14 protein-coding genes and 1 rRNA gene are annotated in these 17,488 nt (G+C 60.0%); 7 read left to right on the top strand and 8 right to left on the bottom strand.

Annotated elements, in window-relative coordinates; translation table 11 throughout:
* Together rrf and mrdA are read left to right on the top strand one after the other, a co-directional pair.
* A 5S ribosomal RNA gene (gene rrf / locus KGA83_RS16300) occupies positions 1-110 on the top strand; the annotation flags it as partial.
* 292 nt (positions 111-402) lie between these two features.
* Positions 403-2,295, top strand: a complete 1,893-nt coding sequence (gene mrdA, locus KGA83_RS16295; RefSeq protein ID WP_223530208.1) for a penicillin-binding protein 2 — start codon at positions 403-405, stop codon at positions 2,293-2,295.
* A gap of 36 nt (positions 2,296-2,331) precedes the next feature.
* Here mrdA and KGA83_RS16290 read toward each other — a convergent pair whose 3' ends face one another.
* From KGA83_RS16290 to KGA83_RS16255, 8 genes are read right to left on the bottom strand one after another with little or no spacing between them, the layout of a single operon-like run.
* Positions 2,332-3,462 carry a glycosyltransferase family 4 protein gene (locus tag KGA83_RS16290; protein WP_223530206.1) on the bottom strand — a complete coding sequence of 377 codons (1,131 nt, stop codon included), beginning with the start codon at positions 3,460-3,462 and terminating at the stop codon, positions 2,332-2,334.
* Positions 3,463-4,593, bottom strand: a complete 1,131-nt coding sequence (locus KGA83_RS16285) for a glycosyltransferase family 4 protein (RefSeq protein WP_223530204.1) — start codon at positions 4,591-4,593, stop codon at positions 3,463-3,465. It abuts the gene before it with no gap.
* Entirely contained in the window at positions 4,577-5,944 is a 1,368-nt protein-coding gene (locus KGA83_RS16280) for a glycosyltransferase family 4 protein (protein ID WP_223530202.1), read from the bottom strand. The genes KGA83_RS16285 and KGA83_RS16280 overlap by 17 nt, the downstream gene beginning before the upstream one ends.
* Complete coding sequence (locus KGA83_RS16275) at positions 5,941-7,194, bottom strand: ABC transporter ATP-binding protein (RefSeq protein WP_223530200.1); 1,254 nt, start codon at positions 7,192-7,194, stop codon at positions 5,941-5,943. Before KGA83_RS16275 ends, KGA83_RS16280 begins: the two co-directional genes overlap by 4 nt.
* Positions 7,194-7,991 (bottom strand): ABC transporter permease, encoded by a 798-nt coding sequence (locus tag KGA83_RS16270; protein WP_223530198.1) that lies wholly within the window; start codon positions 7,989-7,991, stop codon positions 7,194-7,196. Before KGA83_RS16270 ends, KGA83_RS16275 begins: the two co-directional genes overlap by 1 nt.
* On the bottom strand, positions 7,992-9,434 hold the full coding sequence (locus KGA83_RS16265; RefSeq protein ID WP_223530196.1) for a mannose-1-phosphate guanylyltransferase/mannose-6-phosphate isomerase: 1,443 nt from the start codon (positions 9,432-9,434) through the stop codon (positions 7,992-7,994).
* A 3-nt stretch (positions 9,435-9,437) separates the two neighbouring features.
* Complete coding sequence (gene gmd / locus KGA83_RS16260; RefSeq protein WP_223530194.1) at positions 9,438-10,409, bottom strand: GDP-mannose 4,6-dehydratase; 972 nt, start codon at positions 10,407-10,409, stop codon at positions 9,438-9,440.
* Positions 10,406-11,320: a GDP-mannose 4,6-dehydratase gene (locus KGA83_RS16255; RefSeq protein ID WP_223530192.1), complete on the bottom strand. Its 915-nt coding sequence runs from the start codon at positions 11,318-11,320 to the stop codon at positions 10,406-10,408. Before KGA83_RS16255 ends, gmd begins: the two co-directional genes overlap by 4 nt.
* Before the next feature lie 424 nt (positions 11,321-11,744).
* Here KGA83_RS16255 and KGA83_RS16250 point away from each other — a divergent pair, with 424 nt between their 5' ends.
* Genes KGA83_RS16250 through KGA83_RS16230 form a run of 5 tightly spaced genes read left to right on the top strand, consistent with a single transcriptional unit; the run spans position 11,745 to position 17,473 of the window.
* Complete coding sequence (locus KGA83_RS16250) at positions 11,745-13,322, top strand: glycosyltransferase (protein WP_223530191.1); 1,578 nt, start codon at positions 11,745-11,747, stop codon at positions 13,320-13,322.
* Complete coding sequence (locus KGA83_RS16245; RefSeq protein ID WP_223530189.1) at positions 13,316-14,611, top strand: glycosyltransferase; 1,296 nt, start codon at positions 13,316-13,318, stop codon at positions 14,609-14,611. Before KGA83_RS16250 ends, KGA83_RS16245 begins: the two co-directional genes overlap by 7 nt.
* Entirely contained in the window at positions 14,608-15,492 is an 885-nt protein-coding gene (locus tag KGA83_RS16240; RefSeq protein ID WP_223530188.1) for a class I SAM-dependent methyltransferase, read from the top strand. The genes KGA83_RS16245 and KGA83_RS16240 overlap by 4 nt, the downstream gene beginning before the upstream one ends.
* On the top strand, positions 15,489-16,646 hold the full coding sequence (locus tag KGA83_RS16235) for an acyltransferase family protein (protein ID WP_223530187.1): 1,158 nt from the start codon (positions 15,489-15,491) through the stop codon (positions 16,644-16,646). Before KGA83_RS16240 ends, KGA83_RS16235 begins: the two co-directional genes overlap by 4 nt.
* A complete protein-coding gene (locus KGA83_RS16230) occupies positions 16,640-17,473 on the top strand; it encodes a class I SAM-dependent methyltransferase (RefSeq protein ID WP_223530186.1) in 834 nt (277 codons plus the stop codon). Before KGA83_RS16235 ends, KGA83_RS16230 begins: the two co-directional genes overlap by 7 nt.
* The last annotated feature ends 15 nt before the right edge of the window (positions 17,474-17,488 follow it).

The raw sequence follows: 17,488 nt of genomic DNA, 5'->3' as shown, positions 1-17,488 counted from the left end.
GACCATAGAGCATTGGAACCACCTGATCCCATCCCGAACTCAGCAGTGAAACGATGCATCGCCGATGGTAGTGTGGGGTTTCCCCATGTGAGAGTAGGTCATCGTCAAGATTAAATTCCAAAACCCCAATTGCGAAAGCAGTTGGGGTTTTGTTTTTGGCCGCCGTGTAGGAGCGAGCTCGCTCGCGATGGTCGTCAACGACGACGCTAACTGCCTGGGGCCACGCGGTGTCCTGGCGTTCTTCGTCGGAACGCCGCCCGGAGCGAGCTCGCTCCTACAAGGTCAATTGTAAAAAAAACCACACCAACGTGACTCCACGGTTTTGGTATGGTGCGGCTCTTTGTTAACGGACTGAGTTTGCGCCCACGGATCGGCATCCCTTTTCAAAGAGTTGCTGCACAAGTGCCCGAACCGATACCGATCAAGGACCACGAAAAAGAGACATGCCTGGTCAACAAGAGACTCATGGCCTGCGCCTTGTTCGTTGCCGCTGTCACCTGTGCGCTGGTAGTGCGCATGTATGTCCTGCAAGTAGTCGAGTTCGACTATCACTCGACCATCTCCGAAAACAATCGTGTACATGTCCTGCCGATTACGCCCACCCGCGGGTTGATCTATGACCGCAATGGCGTACTCCTCGCTGACAACCGCCCCAGCTTCAACCTGACCATCACCCGCGAACGTGCTTCCAATGTCAGCGAAGAGCTGGACGAAGTGGTAAATCTCCTGCACCTGCCCGCTGAAGACCGCTCGCAGTTCGACAAGGCCATGAAACAGGCACGTCATCCGTTCGTACCCGTGACGTTGTTCTATGAGCTGAACGAAGAGCAGATTGCCATTCTCGCCGTCAACGAGTTCCGCCTACCGGGCCTTGATGTAGAGCCGCAGTTCGTTCGGCACTATCCATTGGGCGAGCACTTCGCTCATTCGGTCGGCTACGTCGGACGCATCAACGAGAAAGAGTCAAAGGCTCTGGATACGGTCGAGTACCGAGGCACCCAATCCATCGGCAAGACCGGAATCGAAAAATTCTACGAGGCGCAGCTGCACGGCCATGTCGGTTACGAAGAAGTCGAAACCAATGCTCAGGGCCGCGTGCTGCGAGTGCTCAAGCACACTGACCCGGTGCCAGGCGAAAACATTGTCCTGAGCCTCGACGTCAAGCTGCAGGAAGCCGCCGAGCAAGCCCTGGGCGATCGCCGTGGCTCGGTGGTCGCGCTGGATCCGTCGACCGGTGAAGTGCTGGCCATGGTCAGTAACCCGAGTTTCGATCCGAACCTGTTCGTCACCGGTATCAGTTCCAGGGAATACTCTTCGCTACGGGATTCCATTGATCGGCCGCTGTTCAATCGTGTGCTGCGTGGTCTCTATGCCCCGGGTTCGACCATCAAGCCGGAAGTGGCAATCGCCGGCCTCGATGCAGGTGTCGTCACGCCACAGACCCGGGTGTTCGACCCCGGTTATTACCAGCTACCGGATTTCGATCACAAGTACCGCAACTGGAATCACAGCGGCGATGGTTGGGTGGATATGGATGCAGCGATCATGCGTTCCAACGACACCTATTTCTACGACCTCGCACACAAGCTCGGTATCGATCGCCTGCACGACTACATGGCCATGTTCGGGCTCGGTGAGAAAGTCTCCCTGGACATGAATGAAGAGTCCCCTGGCCTGATGCCATCCCAAGCCTGGAAGCGCGCCACCCGTCGTCAGGCCTGGTTTCCAGGCGAGACGGTGATTCTCGGCATCGGCCAGGGCTACATGCAGGTCACGCCGCTGCAGTTGGCCCAGGCGACGGCGCTGATTGCCAACAAAGGCGTGTGGAATCGCCCGCATCTGGCCAAAACCGTGGACGGCGTCGCGCCGGTGGATGAGCATCCGATGCCGAACATTCTGCTCAAGGATCCGCGCGACTGGGAGCAGGTCAACCATGGCATGCAGATGGTGATGCACGATGCCCGCGGGATTGCCCGGGCCGCAGCGGCAGGGGCGCAGTATCGTATCGCCGGCAAGAGTGGTACCGCGCAAGTGGTGGCGATCAAGCAGGGCGAACGTTATAACCGGGAGAAAACCCGCGAGCGTAACCGCGACAACGCCTTGTTCGTCGGTTTCGCCCCGGCCGAGCATCCGAAGATCGTGATCTCGGTGATGATCGAAAACGGCGAGGCGGGTGGCCGCGTCGCCGGACCGGTCGTCCGGGAGATCATGGACGCCTGGCTACTCGATCAGGATGGGCATCTGAAGCCACAGTACGCTGCGCCGAGCAAGGTGCCGGGCGATCCTCACGTCTGAACCCACAAGGCTTCATAGCACAGGCATCACGGCTGTTCATGCGTAGGCGAGGGCTTTTTCTTCCAGCAGTTCTTCATACAAGGCCGTCCATTTGCGACCCATTTCGTCCGCGGTAAACAGATTTTGATAACGGGCCTGTGCCTTCTCGCCCATTTGCGCCGCCAGCACCGGGTTTTCCCAAAGCGTGCGCATCGCCTCACGGAACGCCAATGGATTGCTCGGCGGCACCACCAGCCCGGTCTCGTTATGGATGTTGATGTAACTGGTGCCAGTGCCAATCTCACTGGAGATCATCGGTTTGCCATACATTGCGCCTTCAAGCAGCGAAATGCCGAAGGCTTCGGAGCGCAGGTGCGATGGGAACACGATGGCGTAGCTCAGTTGCAGCAGCGCCACTTTGTCCTCGTCCCCCAGACGCCCGAGGAAGTGAACATTGTGTAAACCCAGGGCGGTCGCCTGGGCATGCAGCTCTGCTTCCAGTGGGCCGGCACCGACAATCACCGTCGGGTAATCCAGGTCCTTCAGGGCGTCGAGCAGGATGTGCAAACCTTTGTAGTAGCGCATCACACCGACAAACAGAAAGAACTTGTCGCCGAGCTTTTGCCGCCAGTGGGCCGTTCGATCGCTGTCCGGCTGTGGGTAACCTGCCTTGTTCAATCCATAGGGGATCACTCGGGTCTTGTGCTCAAACTGTTGCAACACATCACTGGTGTGCAGGTAATTGGGCGACGCAGCGACGATCCGGTCGGCGCTGTGCAGAAAGCGATTCATCAGCGGCCGGTAAAGTTTGAGCAGGTGTTTCTGGCGAATAATGTCCGAGTGGTAGGTCACCACGCTGGGTTTGTTCAGGCCGCTGGCGAAGTGCACCAGGTCCATGAACGGCCAGGGAAAGTGGTAATTGACCACGTCGGCCTCGGCTGCCAGCTCGCGAAACTGTTTGAAGACGCTCCAGGAAAACCCGGTAGAGGCGAACTGAATGTCGAGTTTGGCCCGATGGACTTCGTGATGACCGAGCTGCACCACCGGCGTTGTCGGATCGGCACTGAGTGTCAGCACCTTGCCTTCAATGCCGTGCAGCGCACCGCTTTCGCACAACTGGAAAATCACTTGTTCGATCCCGCCGACCGAGTCAGGCAGGTACGTCTTGAAAAAATGAAGAACTCGCATTCAACCTCCCATTGCCTGGCGGTAAGCGCTGGCCGTGACTTGCGCGCAGCGTTCCCAGGTAAAAAGCCTTGCCTGTAGCAATCCGGCTTCTCGGCATGTCTGCCAATACGCTAGATCCTCGATCAGACGACTCATTGCATCGCGCAAGCCGTCGGTTTCATCCGGTTCAACATAGTTACCCGCAGAGCCTGCCACTTCGGGCATGGCCGAACGACTGGTCAGAACGACCGGCGTGCCGCAGGCCATGGCCTCCAGCACCGGCAGGCCAAAACCTTCGTAAAGCGACGGAAAAATCAATGCCCGGGCGCCGGCCAACAGCTGCGCAACGTGTTCGTCAGGCAGATAGCCCAGCAAACAGACATGACCGCTGGCCAGGGCCTGGTGCAATTCTTCGCTGAACTGCTCGCGCTGCCAGCCGGCCATGCCGACGATCAGCAAAGGAAAACGCTGACGGACCGATTCCGGCAATCGGGCGTGGGCGCGCAGGGCGAGGGACAGATTCTTGCGCGGTTCCAGGGTGCCGACACAGAGGAAGTATTCCCGCGCTTCGACGCCATGGGTCTTGAGTACGGAGTCGATAGCCTCGGGGGACCGCGGGTGAAAACGCGCGGCTACACCGAGTGGGGCGACGACAAATCGCTCGGCCGGTAACCCGAAATGTGCCCGGGCTTCGTCAGCAATGAACTGCGAGTCGGTCAGAATCAGGCTTGCCTGTCGCACGCCGTCGGCCACGCGCCGTTCGATTTCTCGCAAGCGCGCTGGTGGCTGCGTTTCGGGATAGTGCAGGTGAGTCAGGTCATGCAGGGTGATGACGGTCGGACCGTCGAACGACAGCGGCCACAAACTCGGTTCGTGGTAGAGGTCGATGGCTTGCGCGCGGCCCTGATCGAAGCGTTTCTGCTCCAGCCACCGTCGGGCCTGATAGGCCCCCGGAATCTGCCGCAGCAATGGCGTCAGTCGGGAATAACCGGGCATGGCCGCTTGCGGCAGCACATCACTCCAGCCCCAGCCATGAAACAGCGCCAGTTCAATATCCGGCTCACCCGCCAGGGCGTTCGCCAGTTCGGCGACGTAGTGGCCGATGCCGGTGCGCGGCGCCTGGAGAATCCGTGCGTTAAGGGCAATGCGCATGTTGCCTCTCTTGTGCGAGCGGCACGTCCGGGAGATTGCGCAGGGTGCGTGAAGCCAGTTGCGCACTGGCTTCACGCCAGCCGATCCAGCGCCAGTGCGCGACGTCGCGAGCGGCCGGGAATTGACCGCTGCTCTCGAAACCAATGACCAGATCAGCCAGGCTTTGTGGCTTGGCCAGATCGAAGTACGCCATGAACTCGCCGCCGATTTCGCGAAAAACCGCAATGTCGCTGCCCATGGCCGGCAGTCCACGCTGCATGGCTTCTACCAGCGGCAGGCCGAAGCCTTCCACAAAAGACGGAAACACCAGTGAGCTGGCGTGGGTGTAGGCATGCTCGAGGCTGGTGTCGCTCAGGTCATTGAACATGAACAGTCGTTGGTTCAGCTGCGGGTGATTACGCACCCGGGCCATCAGTGCATCGCATTTCCAGCCGACTCGCCCGGCAATGCACAGCCGGGCATTGGAGCCTGCCGCCCAGGCCCGTTCGAAGGCGTCCAGCAGGTAGGTGTGGTTCTTGCGCGGCTCTATGGTACTGACCATCAAAAATACCGGTTCCGATGTCGCGAACAGCCGGGCAAGACGCGGTTCCACGGCGGCGTTGACTTCCCTCAGATCGAGTTCGGAGCCCAGGTGGAAATAGTCGAACCACAATTCACTGGCCTTGGCAGGGCCCAGGCGGTGCTGCAATTCATCACGCACCTGATCGCGTACTGTGGCGGAAATGGCCACGTAGCCATCGGCGGTTTGGGTGATCCAGTCGAACCACTCGTTGAACACCTGCACCAGCCGCGTGTCGTAAAACTGCGGATGCGTCAGGGGAATCAAATCGTAGATCACTGAAACAATGCCCACGCCTTCACGTTTGAGCTGTTCGGCAAACGGGAAAAAGTCGGTGTGCCAGGACGAGTCCAGCAACACCAGTTGGTCCCCTGGTTGATGCTGCAACGGCGCACAACGTTTGGGCAGTTGATACTGATTGAGCTGGTCGATCAGGCGCAGCGGCACGCTGAAGCAGGTCAGCGCTGTCAGTCGATAAGCCACGTACACCACGCGTCGGGCGAATCGCGATGGCAAACGTTGGTCGAGCCGCTGGTGCCATTGCCAGAAACGATGTGCCAGCCGGCCAAGTCGCCCGCCGAACATCATCAACTGATCGAAAAACGGAATGTCCAGCGCGCCGAGTTTCAGTACCCGATAGAGCTTGCCCTTGAGCATCACAACCGGGATGCATTCAACACCGTCGACCGATTCCGGTAGCTGGTTGACGACGTTGCGCACCACCCGCTGAATGCCCGAATTGACCTTGGGGTGCTGGAATACGTGCGTGCATTCCACCAACAGACGCGTCATGGCGTGCTCCCCGAGGTGGCCGGCACGCTCGAGCGCGTGACGGTGGTCTTCGCGGCCAGCCACGAGCAGCCGACAAAATCTTCCTGCCGGTTGTTGATCACATGGAACACCAACCCGTAATCGCGCCACTCGAAGTTGCGGTCCAGGTGCGAATCCAGGCGTGACAGGCTCAACGCCACGGAATAGTTTCCCTTGCCCAGCCCCATGACGAATGCAAAGCGATAGCTCACGCGTTCGCCAGCCTGCAGATCGGTCAATGCCTGATCCTGGCGATGGGTGTTGATGCCATACATGGCCTGGCCCAGGCGATCCTTGATCATGAAGCCCAGTACCAGCCGTTCGATGTCCTGGCGAACCTCCACATTGACCTCCAGCACGACCGGCTGGCCGACTTCGGCGGCGTCGATGGAGCGTTCATGTTGGTCGAGCAGGCGCACGCTCAGAATCCTGGCTTCACCCGTTCCCGAAATGGTACTGACCTGGCCGCCAGCGAGGGCTTCCTGGCGCACGGTCTGTCCTTCACGCTCGGCGAGCAGGGCGTTGTAGTAATCCATGACGGATTCGGGTGTGTCGTGCATGGCCATGTGGCCGTTTTCCAGGAGGATCGCCGAGTCGCAGATCGACTGAATCGCCCCTCGGTCATGGGAGACGATCAACAGCGTGGTACCGGCTTTGCGAAAGTTGCGGATGCGGTCGAAGCTTTTGTGCTGGAAGTAGGCGTCGCCCACCGACAGCGCTTCATCGACGATCAAAATGTCCGGGCGCCGTGCGGTGGCGACGCTGAATGCCAGACGCATTTGCATGCCGCTGGAATAAGTGCGTACCGGGTGGTCGATGGCGTCGCCTATTTCCGCGAAACGTTCGATTTCCGGCATCAACGCTTGTATTTCTTCGACCTGCATGCCCAGCAGCTGCCCGGCCATGACCGCATTCTGCCGGCCGGTAAAGTCTGCATGAAACCCCATGCCCAACTCCAGCAGGGCGGCGACGCGGCCTTCGAGCTCAATGGTGCCGCAGGTGGGTTGGGTGGTGCCGGTGATCATCTTCAACAAGGTGCTTTTGCCGGCGCCGTTGACCCCGACGATGCCCACCGATTCTCCGGGGGCAATCTGGAAGGTCACGTCTTGCAGCACCCAATGCTGGCGATGGCGGATCGGCGAAAACGGGATCAGCCACTCGGCCAGTCGACTCCAGCGGGTAGGGTATTGTTTATAGGCCTTGCCCAGGCCGGTGACGCGTATGTGCCCCATCAGAGTTCATCCACCATTTCACCGACCCTCTGCCGAAACAGCCGCAGGCCAATGGCGAAGAGCAACAGGCTGGCGACCATGATCGGCAGCAGCGAACTCCAGACGGGCCATTGGCCGTACAGGAAGATGTTCTGGTAGCTGGTGATCAGGTTGGTCAGGGGGTTGAGTTGCAGCAAGCGCTGCACCCATTCAGGCAGGATGCTCATCGGGTAAACGATTGGCGTCAGCCAGAACCAGAACTGCAGGCAGATGGCGAAAAACTGCCCGACATCGCGAAAAAACACATTCAGTACGCCAAGAATGATTCCCAACCCGGCACAGAACATCACCTGTAACGCCAGCAGAGGAATGAGCGCCAACAGCGCCAGGCCCGGCAGTCGACCGGTGATCAACAGAAAGCCGAGGAACAGGCCGATGATGATTGCGAAGTTGATACCGGCATTCAACAGCACGATCACCGGCAGGCAGATCCGAGGGAAGCTGATTTTTTTCAGCAGGTTGGCGTTATCCAGAAACATGTTCTGGCTGCGCACCGTGATCTCTGCAAACAAGCCCCAGGTCAGCAACCCGGCGCAGAGATAGATGCTGTAGGCCATGCCGTCATCTACCCCTGGCAAACGCGCGCGCATGATGTGGGAAAAAATCACGGTGTAGACAATGATCATCGACAGCGGATTGAGCACGGTCCACAGGGCACCGAACAACGAATTGCGATAACGCGCCTGAAACTCTCGCTGGACGCTACCGAGAATGAACCCTCGATAGCTGCCCAGCGTGCGGTAAAGGGAAAGCAGCATTCAAACCGTCCTGCCGTATTGATCTTCGAAGCGGACAATGTCGTCCTCTCCCAGGTATTCGCCGCTTTGCACCTCGATGATCACCAGGTCGATCACGCCGGGATTCTCCAGGCGATGCTTGTGACCGGCTGCAATGAAGGTTGATTCGTTCTTGGCCACCAGGTGCGTGCCGGTGCCGTTGTTGGTGACCTTGGCCATGCCTTCGACCACCACCCAGTGTTCATTGCGATGGTGGTGCATCTGCAACGACAACTTGGCGCCGGGCTTGACCACGATGCGTTTGATCTTGAAGCGCGGGCCTTCCTCGAGCACGGTGTAGGTGCCCCATGGCCGACTGACCGTACGGTGCAGGCGATAGGCTTCGTGCTCTTTGTCCTTGAGTTGCCTGGCCACCCGGCGCACATCCTGGGCGCGGTCGGCGTGGGCCACCAGCACCGCGTCGGGGGTGTCGACGATGATCAGGTTATTCACACCCACGGTCGCCACCAGACGGTTATCGCTCTGGACGAAATTGTTGTGGCTGTCGATGAAGATCGACTCGCCGACGGCGCGGTTGTTTTGTGCATCCGCCGGTACCAGCGCGGCCACCGCCCCCCAGGAGCCGATATCGCTCCAGTCGAAACGGGCGGGCACGACGACCACCTTGTCTGAGCGTTCCATCAATGCGTAGTCGATGGAGATGTCCATGATTTCGCCAAACAGGACCGGTGACAGTTCTTGTTGCACATCCCCGGCGTTTTCCACGGGAGCGCTGGCAGCCATGCAGGTTTGCGTCTGCTCCAGCAACGCGGGCGCATGGGTTTGCAGTTCGGCCAGCAGGGTGGCGACCGAGAAGCAGAACATCCCGGAGTTCCACAGGAAGTTGCCGCTTTCCAGATAATGAGTCGCGGTTTGCAGGTCGGGTTTTTCGACGAAGCGCCGCACGCTGGCAGCGCCTTTATCGTCCAGTGATGTGCCGGCTTCAATGTAGCCAAAACCGGTTTCCGGAGCGGTTGGCACCACCCCGAAGGTCACCAGGTGACCACGCCTGGCCAATGTCACGGCATGCTCGACCGCGTCCTTCAGCGCGTCGACATTGACGATCAGGTGGTCGGCGGGCATGACCAGCATGATCGCGTCGTCGCCATGCAGGGCCTGCAGGGAGAGGGCGGCGGCGGCAATGGCCGGCGCCGTATTGCGACCCGTCGGCTCCAGCAGGAAGTGCCCGCGATGACGACCCAGGTGCGCGTCCCGAAAGTGATCCTTGCTCTGGAAGTAGTACTCGCGGTTGGTCACCGTGACGATATCGCCCCAGCCGTCGAGCAGGTCCGCGGCACGCCGATAGGTCTTGCCCAGCAGCGACTGGCCGTCGGGCAATGCCATGAAGGGTTTGGGATGGCCCTCACGCGACACCGGCCACAACCTTGTCCCGGCACCGCCGGAGAGAATCACGGGAATCAGCATGGCCTACTCCTTGGCGACGCGTTTCATGTCCGCATCCATCATCATGCGAATCAAGGCATCCAGATCGGTTTTGGGTTTCCAGCCCAGCACACGCTGGGCCTTGGCCGGGTTGCCGAGCAGCACCTCGACTTCGGCCGGGCGGAAGAACGCCGGGTCGATCTTCACGTAATCGCGGTAGTTCAGGCCCACATGATCGAAGGCGATCCGGCACATCTCGCGCACGGTAGTGGTCACGCCGGTGGCCACCACGAAGTCGTCGGGTTTGTCCTGTTGCAGCATCAGCCACATGGCTTCGACGTAGTCCCCGGCAAAGCCCCAGTCGCGCTTGGCGTCGATGTTGCCCAGGCGCAGTTCATGCTGCTTGCCCTGCTTGATCCGGGCGGCGGCGTCGGTGACTTTGCGTGTGACGAACTCGATGCCGCGCAGCGGTGATTCATGGTTGAACAGGATGCCGCTGCTGGCGTGCAGGTTGAAACTTTCGCGGTAGTTTACGGTGATCCAGTGGCCGTACAGCTTGGCTACGCCATACGGGCTGCGCGGATAGAACGGTGTGTTCTCGTCCTGCTGTTCGGCCTGGATCAGGCCGAACATTTCGCTGGTGGATGCCTGGTAGAAACGCGTGTGCACACTGAACTGACGAATCGCTTCGAGCAGGTGGGTAACGCCAAGACCGTCGACGATGCCGGTGGTCACCGGTTGATCCCAGGAGGCCGCGACAAAGCTTTGCGCGGCCAGGTTGTAGACCTCGTCCGGCGCCGACTTGATCACCGCGCGCTGCACTGAACAGGCATCGGCCATGTCGCCGTCCAGGTAGACGATATCCGCCTCGACCCCCATCTCTCGCAGGCGCCAGCGCGAGTCGCTGCTGCGACGCGCTACCAGGCCATGGACTTTGTAGCCCTTGTCGAGCAGCAGTTTGGCCAGATACGCGCCATCCTGGCCGGTGATACCTGTGATCAGTGCACTTTTAGTCATTCTTGTCGTACTCGCTTCTCCCAGTCGGACAGGATCGCCCGCAGGGATTGTTGTGTTGTGATTTCAGACTTCCATCCGGTGGTCTGGACCAGCCTGGCAGGGCTGCCACACACCCGACGCTGATCCGCGCGGCGAAGTCGCGCAGGGTCCTGGACCAATTGCAGGTCGACCTGGGCAAGAACTGCCAACTGCTCGATCAAACTGCGAATGCTCTGCTCGTGCCCCGAGCAAATGTTGTACACCTGCCCCGGTGTGCCTTTTTCCAGCAAAGCCAGGTAGGCCGAGACTACGTCCGCGACATCCAGGAAATCGCGCGTGACATCGATGTCCCCGACCTCCAGTCGTGGGCCTTGCAGGCCTTGCTTGATCCGGCAGATCTGACGGGCGGCGCTGGCGATGACGAAGCTGTCTTTCTGCCCTGTGCCGATGTGGTTGAACGGGCGGGCGACCAGTACCGGCCAGCCTTCGCTCAGGCCCCATTGCAAACTCAGGAACTCTGCCGACAGTTTGCTCACGGCATAGGGATTGCGCGGGCAGGGTGGCTGCAATTCAGTGATGGGCAGATGCTCTTCGGTGACCTGGCCATAGACATCACCGGAGCTGACGTACAGAAATGTGCCGGTGAAGCCGCGCGCCTTGAGGGCTTGCAGCAGGTTCAGGGTGCCCAGCAGATTGATGTTCAGGGTGCGCGCCGGATCACGAAAGGCCTCCGGGACGAAAGTCTGGCCGGCCAGGTGAATCACCGCATCGGGCATTTGCGGCCATAAGCTTTCGAGGCTGTCCGGCGCGACGAGATCGTAGCGGTCAGGAGCCACCAGAAGTTCCCATTCCGAGGCATCAGCCTGCAAACGCGATTGGATGTGTTGTCCTACGAATCCGGTCAACCCCGTGACAAACAGACGCTTTTTCAAACAGCGACCCCTTGGTCATGCATTTCATCCAGTTTCCACAGTCTTCGTGGAAAGGTTTCACGAGTCGATATGATCGCTCGAAAGACAGGTGAAATGTTTGTTGTAGTTGTTTGGTAGCCAATCTGTGCCATTTGCTCGGCAATTTCAACAAGTCCAAAAGTGACTGACCGGTTCTCATTAGCGTAGCCCGATTTATTCTCGCCGGGCGGTTCACGAACCCTCAATGGATGTGTTTAGAATGCCCATCGTCACGATTATCCGGGGTTCGGCAGCGTCGCTTCGAAACTGCGAGAAACTGACCACTAAAACAAGAACGAAGACGGGCAGCAAGACAATGGACGAGCGCCAGTGAACACTGACTCGAGCCCTGTCCTCCCCGTCATAGCGTGAGGCTGCCGGGATGGCGGCGTCACCGTGGGATGCCATGAATTTCATTCTTTACTCCGACGTCAACGACAGCTCCATCAGCCAGAGTCTCGGCCGTCCCGAGTACAGTTACTACTTCGTGCTCAAGGCTTATCGCCCTGTGCTCGAGAGCCTTGGGCGAGTGCATGTGGTGTCCTCCACCGCCGAGGTCGATCCGCTCTACAAACAGTTATTGGCCGCCGGCGAAGACAGCCTGTTCCTGTCGTTCACGCCGCCGCAGAAAACCCCGAACGACCTTGCGTGCCCGACGATCTGCGTGGTGGCCTGGGAGTTTGATTCGATTCCCGATGAGCAATGGGATAACGACCCGCGCCAGGACTGGACGCAAATGCTGGCACGGCAGGGCCGGGTGATCACACTCTCCAGCCATACCGCCCGGGCGATTCGTCGGACCATGGGCGAAGACTTTCCGGTGCTGGTGTTGCCGACGCCGTTGTGGGAAAACTTCGCCGACATTCGTCGTCGCCACACCAGCGTCCCGATCAGCGCCGGCTCGACCCTGGACATCAAGGGTTGCGTCTTCGATACACGCACACTCGGGCTGAGCGCCGATGCACTGATTCCCGAGGTGCCGACTGCCGAGGAACTGGCGGCGCTCGAGGCCGAGCTGGAGGCATTGAGGCCACCGCCGCTGACGCTCAAGCGTCGCTTGGTGATTGCTCGCCATTACCTGCGTATGTGGCGCCTGGACAAAGGTAAATCGCTGCCGATCCCGGTGCATCGCACGCATTTTCTAAGCCAGTGGTATTGGGAAGGGATTCGCGACCTGTTGTCGCAAGCCGCCCATGCGCGTCTCGCTGACTGGTTGCCGGCCATTGCCGGCCCGCAGACGATGGCAGTACCCGAGCCGGAACCGCGACAGTGGCCGGACACCACCGCCCAGGTCGAAACACAGGTTGACGGTGTGGTGTACGTCACCGTGTTCAATCCGCGTGACGGTCGCAAGAACTGGCACCAACTGATCACCGCATTCTGCTGGGCGTTCCGCGAAACGCCTGACGCGACGCTGGTGCTGAAGATTACCCAAAGCGATCTGTCGTCCTACCACGATGAACTGATGACGTTGCTTGCGCAGCTTTCGCCGTTCGCCTGTCGGGTGGTGGTCATGCACGGCTACCTGGACGACCCGCAATACGCCCGGCTGTACGAAGCCGCCAGTTACTACGTCAATGCCTCGCGCTGCGAAGGGCTGTGCCTGCCGCTGATGGAGTTCATGGCCAGCGGCAAACCGGTGATTGCCCCGGATCACACGGCCATGGAGGACTACATCGATGAGCGTGTGGCGTTTGTGGTCAAGTCCAGCGAGGAGCTGACCATCTGGCCGCAGGACACTCGCATCATCTACCGCACCCTGCGTTACCGGCCGGACTGGGGGTCGCTGAAAACCGCTTACGAAAACAGCTACCGTCTGGCCAAGGAACAACCGCTGGAGTATCGGCGCATGTCCCTCGCCGCCGTCGAGCGCATGCACGATTACTGCGCTTTCGCCCCGGTGCAGAAGCGTATGGCGGATTTTTTCGGGCTGACGCCACAGGCTGTGCCGACAGCAACCGTGACGGATACCGCCTCATGCTGATCATCATTCATTCGGAAACCAACCAACACACCATTGCCCAGAACCTTGGCCGCTCGGAGTACAGCTATTACTTCGTGCTCAAGGAGTACCGGCCCGTGCTGGAGCGGCTGGGGCGAGTGGTAGAAGTCCGCGACCCGCAGACCGAAGTCGATGCCTTGTACATGGACTGTCTGTCCCGTGGTGAAGCGTGCGTGTTCCTGTCGTTCTCACCGCCTCATCGCACGCCGGTCAATTTCGCCTGCCCGACGCTGCCGGTGTTCGCGTGGGAATTCAGCACCATCCCCAACGAACCTTTTGCCGGTGACCCGCGCAATGACTGGCGCACGGTGTTGCGCGCCTGCGGTGCGGCGATTACACATTCCAGCTACACCGTGAATGCGGTGCGCGAGGCGATGGGCACCGACTATCCGGTCATCGCGGTACCGGCCCCGGTATGGGACCGGTTTTCCGAGCGCGGCGCCCACTTGCAACGCCAGCCCTTGGCCAGTCAGGTGCGGTTGACGCTCAAGGGGTTGCTGGCCGACAGCCGCGAACTCGACTTGCGAGCCTTCGGCCCCGTGGCCACTCGCCAAGGTGTGGGTATTGATTTCGAGGCCCCGCCGAGTGAACACGAGTTGGTTCTCGACGGCGTGATTTACACCTCGGTGTTCAACCCCGGTGACGGGCGCAAGAATTGGGAAGACATGCTCAGTGCCTTTTGCGTGACGTTTCGCGAGGTGGAGGACGCAACGCTGGTGCTCAAATTGACGCACCACGATGCCAAAGAAGCGTTGACCGACATCCTTCACCACTTGTACAAAAACCAGTCTTACCGCTGCCGCGTCGTGCTGATTTACGGCTATCTGGCTGATGCGGACTATGAGCAACTGGTGCAGGCCACGAGTTACGTGGTCAACACGTCCTACGGCGAAGGCCAATGTCTTCCGCTGATGGAGTTCATGTCCTGTGGCAAACCGGCGGTGGCGCCACGGACCACGGCGATGATCGATTATCTGGATACCGATAATGCATTCCTGATTGACTCCACCGATGAGCTGACGGCCTGGCCACATGACCCGCGCAGGGCGTTTCGTACCTTGCGCTACGTCACCAATTGGGCGTCGTTGTGCAGGGCTTACCAATCAAGCTATGACGTGGCCAAGGGCGATCCCGGGCGTTATGCACAGATGTCCGCGCACGCAGTGGCCAGCCTCAGGAAATTCTGCAGCCAGGCCACTGCCGAGCAACGGCTTGGCGTATTTTTTGAGCGTCTGTTCGAGAACCGTGCCGTGGAAACCCCTGAGGCATGATTCGCGCATGGGTCAGACGTTTCTTTGCAGAGACGAAACCCGAGCCCCGGCCTGCGACGTTGCCGGTCGAGCAATCCCGTGTGTCGCCAAGAGAGGTGGGCCTGCACGATGCAATGCATGACGGCTGGTTTTCGGGCGACAGCGGCGAGTTGCTCAAAGGCTTTGCCATTACCGCCGACGACACCTTGCTGGATGTCGGTTGTGGCGAAGGGGTGGCGACCTTGTTTGCGGTGCGTCAAGGCGCGTCGGTGATCTTCACCGACAGTGAGCACGACAAGGTCCGCGACCTGGCGCGGCAAGTGCAAGCGCAGTCGGACAAGACGAATCTCGGTCTGGTCAGCAACAGCCTGCCGCTGCCTCTGGCCGATGGTTGCGCCAGCAAAGTCGTGTGCATGGAAGTGTTGGAACACATCGACCATCCAGAACCCTTCATGGCCGAACTGGTGCGCATGGGCCGCCCAGGTGCGTTGTATCTGTTGAGCGTGCCATCCCCGGTGGGCGAGCATTTGCAGAAAGGCATCGCCCCGGCCAGCTATTTTCAGTCGCCCAATCACGTGCAGATTTTCAGCCCCGAGCGATTCGCTGCGCTGGTGGAGGACGCGGGCCTGGTCATCGAACATCGTCAGGCCACCGGGTTTTTCTGGGTGATGGGCATGATTTTTTTCTGGGCCAGTGAACGGGCCGCCGGGCGGGATCTGGGCGGTGCGGTTCGTGACCGGATTCAGGCGCCGTATCCGCCGCTGATGGAGAGCTGGGCGAAAACCTGGCAGGACTTGCTGGCCCAGCCCGACGGGTTGGCGATCAAGCAGATGCTGGATCGGTTCATGCCCAAGAGCCAGGTGATCATTGCCCGTAAACCTCATGTCCAGGAGGGCGCATGAGCAACGAAAAACGGATCATGGACATCGAGTTGCTGCGCGGCATTGCGGTGCTCGGCGTGCTGTTTCATCACCTGCAGGACAGCCTGTTCGCGGCGGCTGTGCCGTTGCTGCAGAGCATCACGCTGTACAGCCAGCCGTGGTGGGGCGTGGATCTGTTTTTCGCGATCTCGGGTTTCGTCATTGCCCGCAGCCTGATCCCCGCCTTGCGCGGTTGCACAACTCGCCAGGAATACTGGCAACAGACACGCAATTTCTGGTTGCGCCGGGCCTTTCGTTTGCTGCCTTCGGCCTGGTTATGGCTGGCGCTGATGTTGCTGGCGTGCCTTTTTCTCAACCGTTCCGGCGCCTTCGGCACGCTGCACGCGAACCTGCAGGCGACCCTGGCCGGCGTGGCGCAGTACGCCAATTTCCGCTTTGCCGACAGTTTTTATCACTACGAGTACGGCACCAGTTTCGTGTACTGGAGCCTGTCGCTGGAAGAGCAGTTCTACCTGCTGTTTCCGCTGTTGATCGTGCTGTTGCGCAAACACCTGGTGTGGGCCTTGCTGGCGCTGGTGGCGCTGCAATTGTTGACCTTGCGCACGCCGATCCTGATGGTGGTGCGCACCGACGCGCTGGCCCTTGGCGTGCTGTTGGCGATGTGGAGCGTGCAGCCTTCGTACCGACGCTGGGAGCCAAAATTCCTGCGTCGTCCGTGGGCGGGTATTGCCGCACTGATCGCGGTATCGCTGCTGCTCAGCTTCATGGCAACGGATCGTTTCACCTTCACTTCTTACCGGATCGGCGTGATTGCGCTGTTGTGCGCGCTGCTGGTGTGGATCGCTTCTTACAACCGCGATTACCTGTTGCCGCGCGGCGTGTTCAAAAACCTGATGACGTGGGTCGGCAGCCGTTCCTACGGGATTTACCTGATCCATATCCCGGCCTACCTGCTGGTTCGTGAATTCATTTTCCGTTTACAGACTGCCGGGCTGCCCAGTCCCGCTGGCCATCCGATTCTGATGTTGCTGATGGCTGGCGGCCTGATCGTATTGCTGAGCGAACTCAACTATCGCTACATCGAAATGCCCATGCGCAACCGCGGCGCCTCGCTGGTCAAACGCCTGGGCACCTCCCGAACAGCCGTCCCATCCTCTGGAGCTACCTCATGCTGAGCCTTTTGAAGAAACTCACGGCGGGCACGCCCGCGCCTGTGCAGCCAGAGACAGCGCCCGCGGCGCCAGTGGCGGAGAAAGTCGACCCCTACATGCTCGGCCTGCACGACGCGATGCTCAGTGGCTGGTTCAATCAGCAAACCGGCGAACTGTTCATCGGCTTCCCGGTGACCTCCGAGGACACGCTGCTGGATGTGGGCTGCGGCGACGGCGGCAACGTGCATTTCTGCGGGATGCGCGGGGCGAAGATCATCATCGCCGATATCGACGCAGCCAAGGTCGAAGCGACCCGCCAGCGCCTGAGCGATACACCGGCCCGCGACGTCGAATGCCACGTCACCGACTGCAACCCGCTGCCGATTGCCGATGGGACCGCCACGCGGGTGGTGTCGACCGAGGTCATCGAGCACGTGGACGATCCGGCGCAGTTCCTCGCTGAACTGGTGCGCGTCGGCAAACCGGGCGCGCTGTACCTGCTGAGCGTTCCGCATCCCAGCTCCGAAGACCTGCAGAAAGATATCGCCGCGGCCGAGTATTTCCAGAAACCCAACCACATTCGCATCATCAGCGAAGAGCAGTTCAAGGCCATGGTCAGCGATGCCGGCCTGGAAGTGATCAGCCACAGCCAGTACGGATTCTACTGGTCGATGTGGATGCTGTTGTTCTGGGAGGCCAAGGTCGATTTCAGCAACCCGGACCATCCATTGCTCAACCACTGGGCGGATACCTGGCAGGCGATCCTGGCCTCGCCACGGGGTGCACAGATCAAGCAGGCGCTGGATGCCGTGGTGGCAAAAAGTCAGGTGATCATTGCGCGTAAACCCTGATCGACATTAAGGCAT

It is taken from the genome of Pseudomonas sp. GL-R-19 (genome assembly GCF_019956375.1).
Taxonomy (GTDB): domain Bacteria; phylum Pseudomonadota; class Gammaproteobacteria; order Pseudomonadales; family Pseudomonadaceae; genus Aquipseudomonas.
The sequence above is the reverse complement of the archived record's forward strand: the minus strand, read 5'-3'. Positions and strand labels throughout refer to the sequence as shown.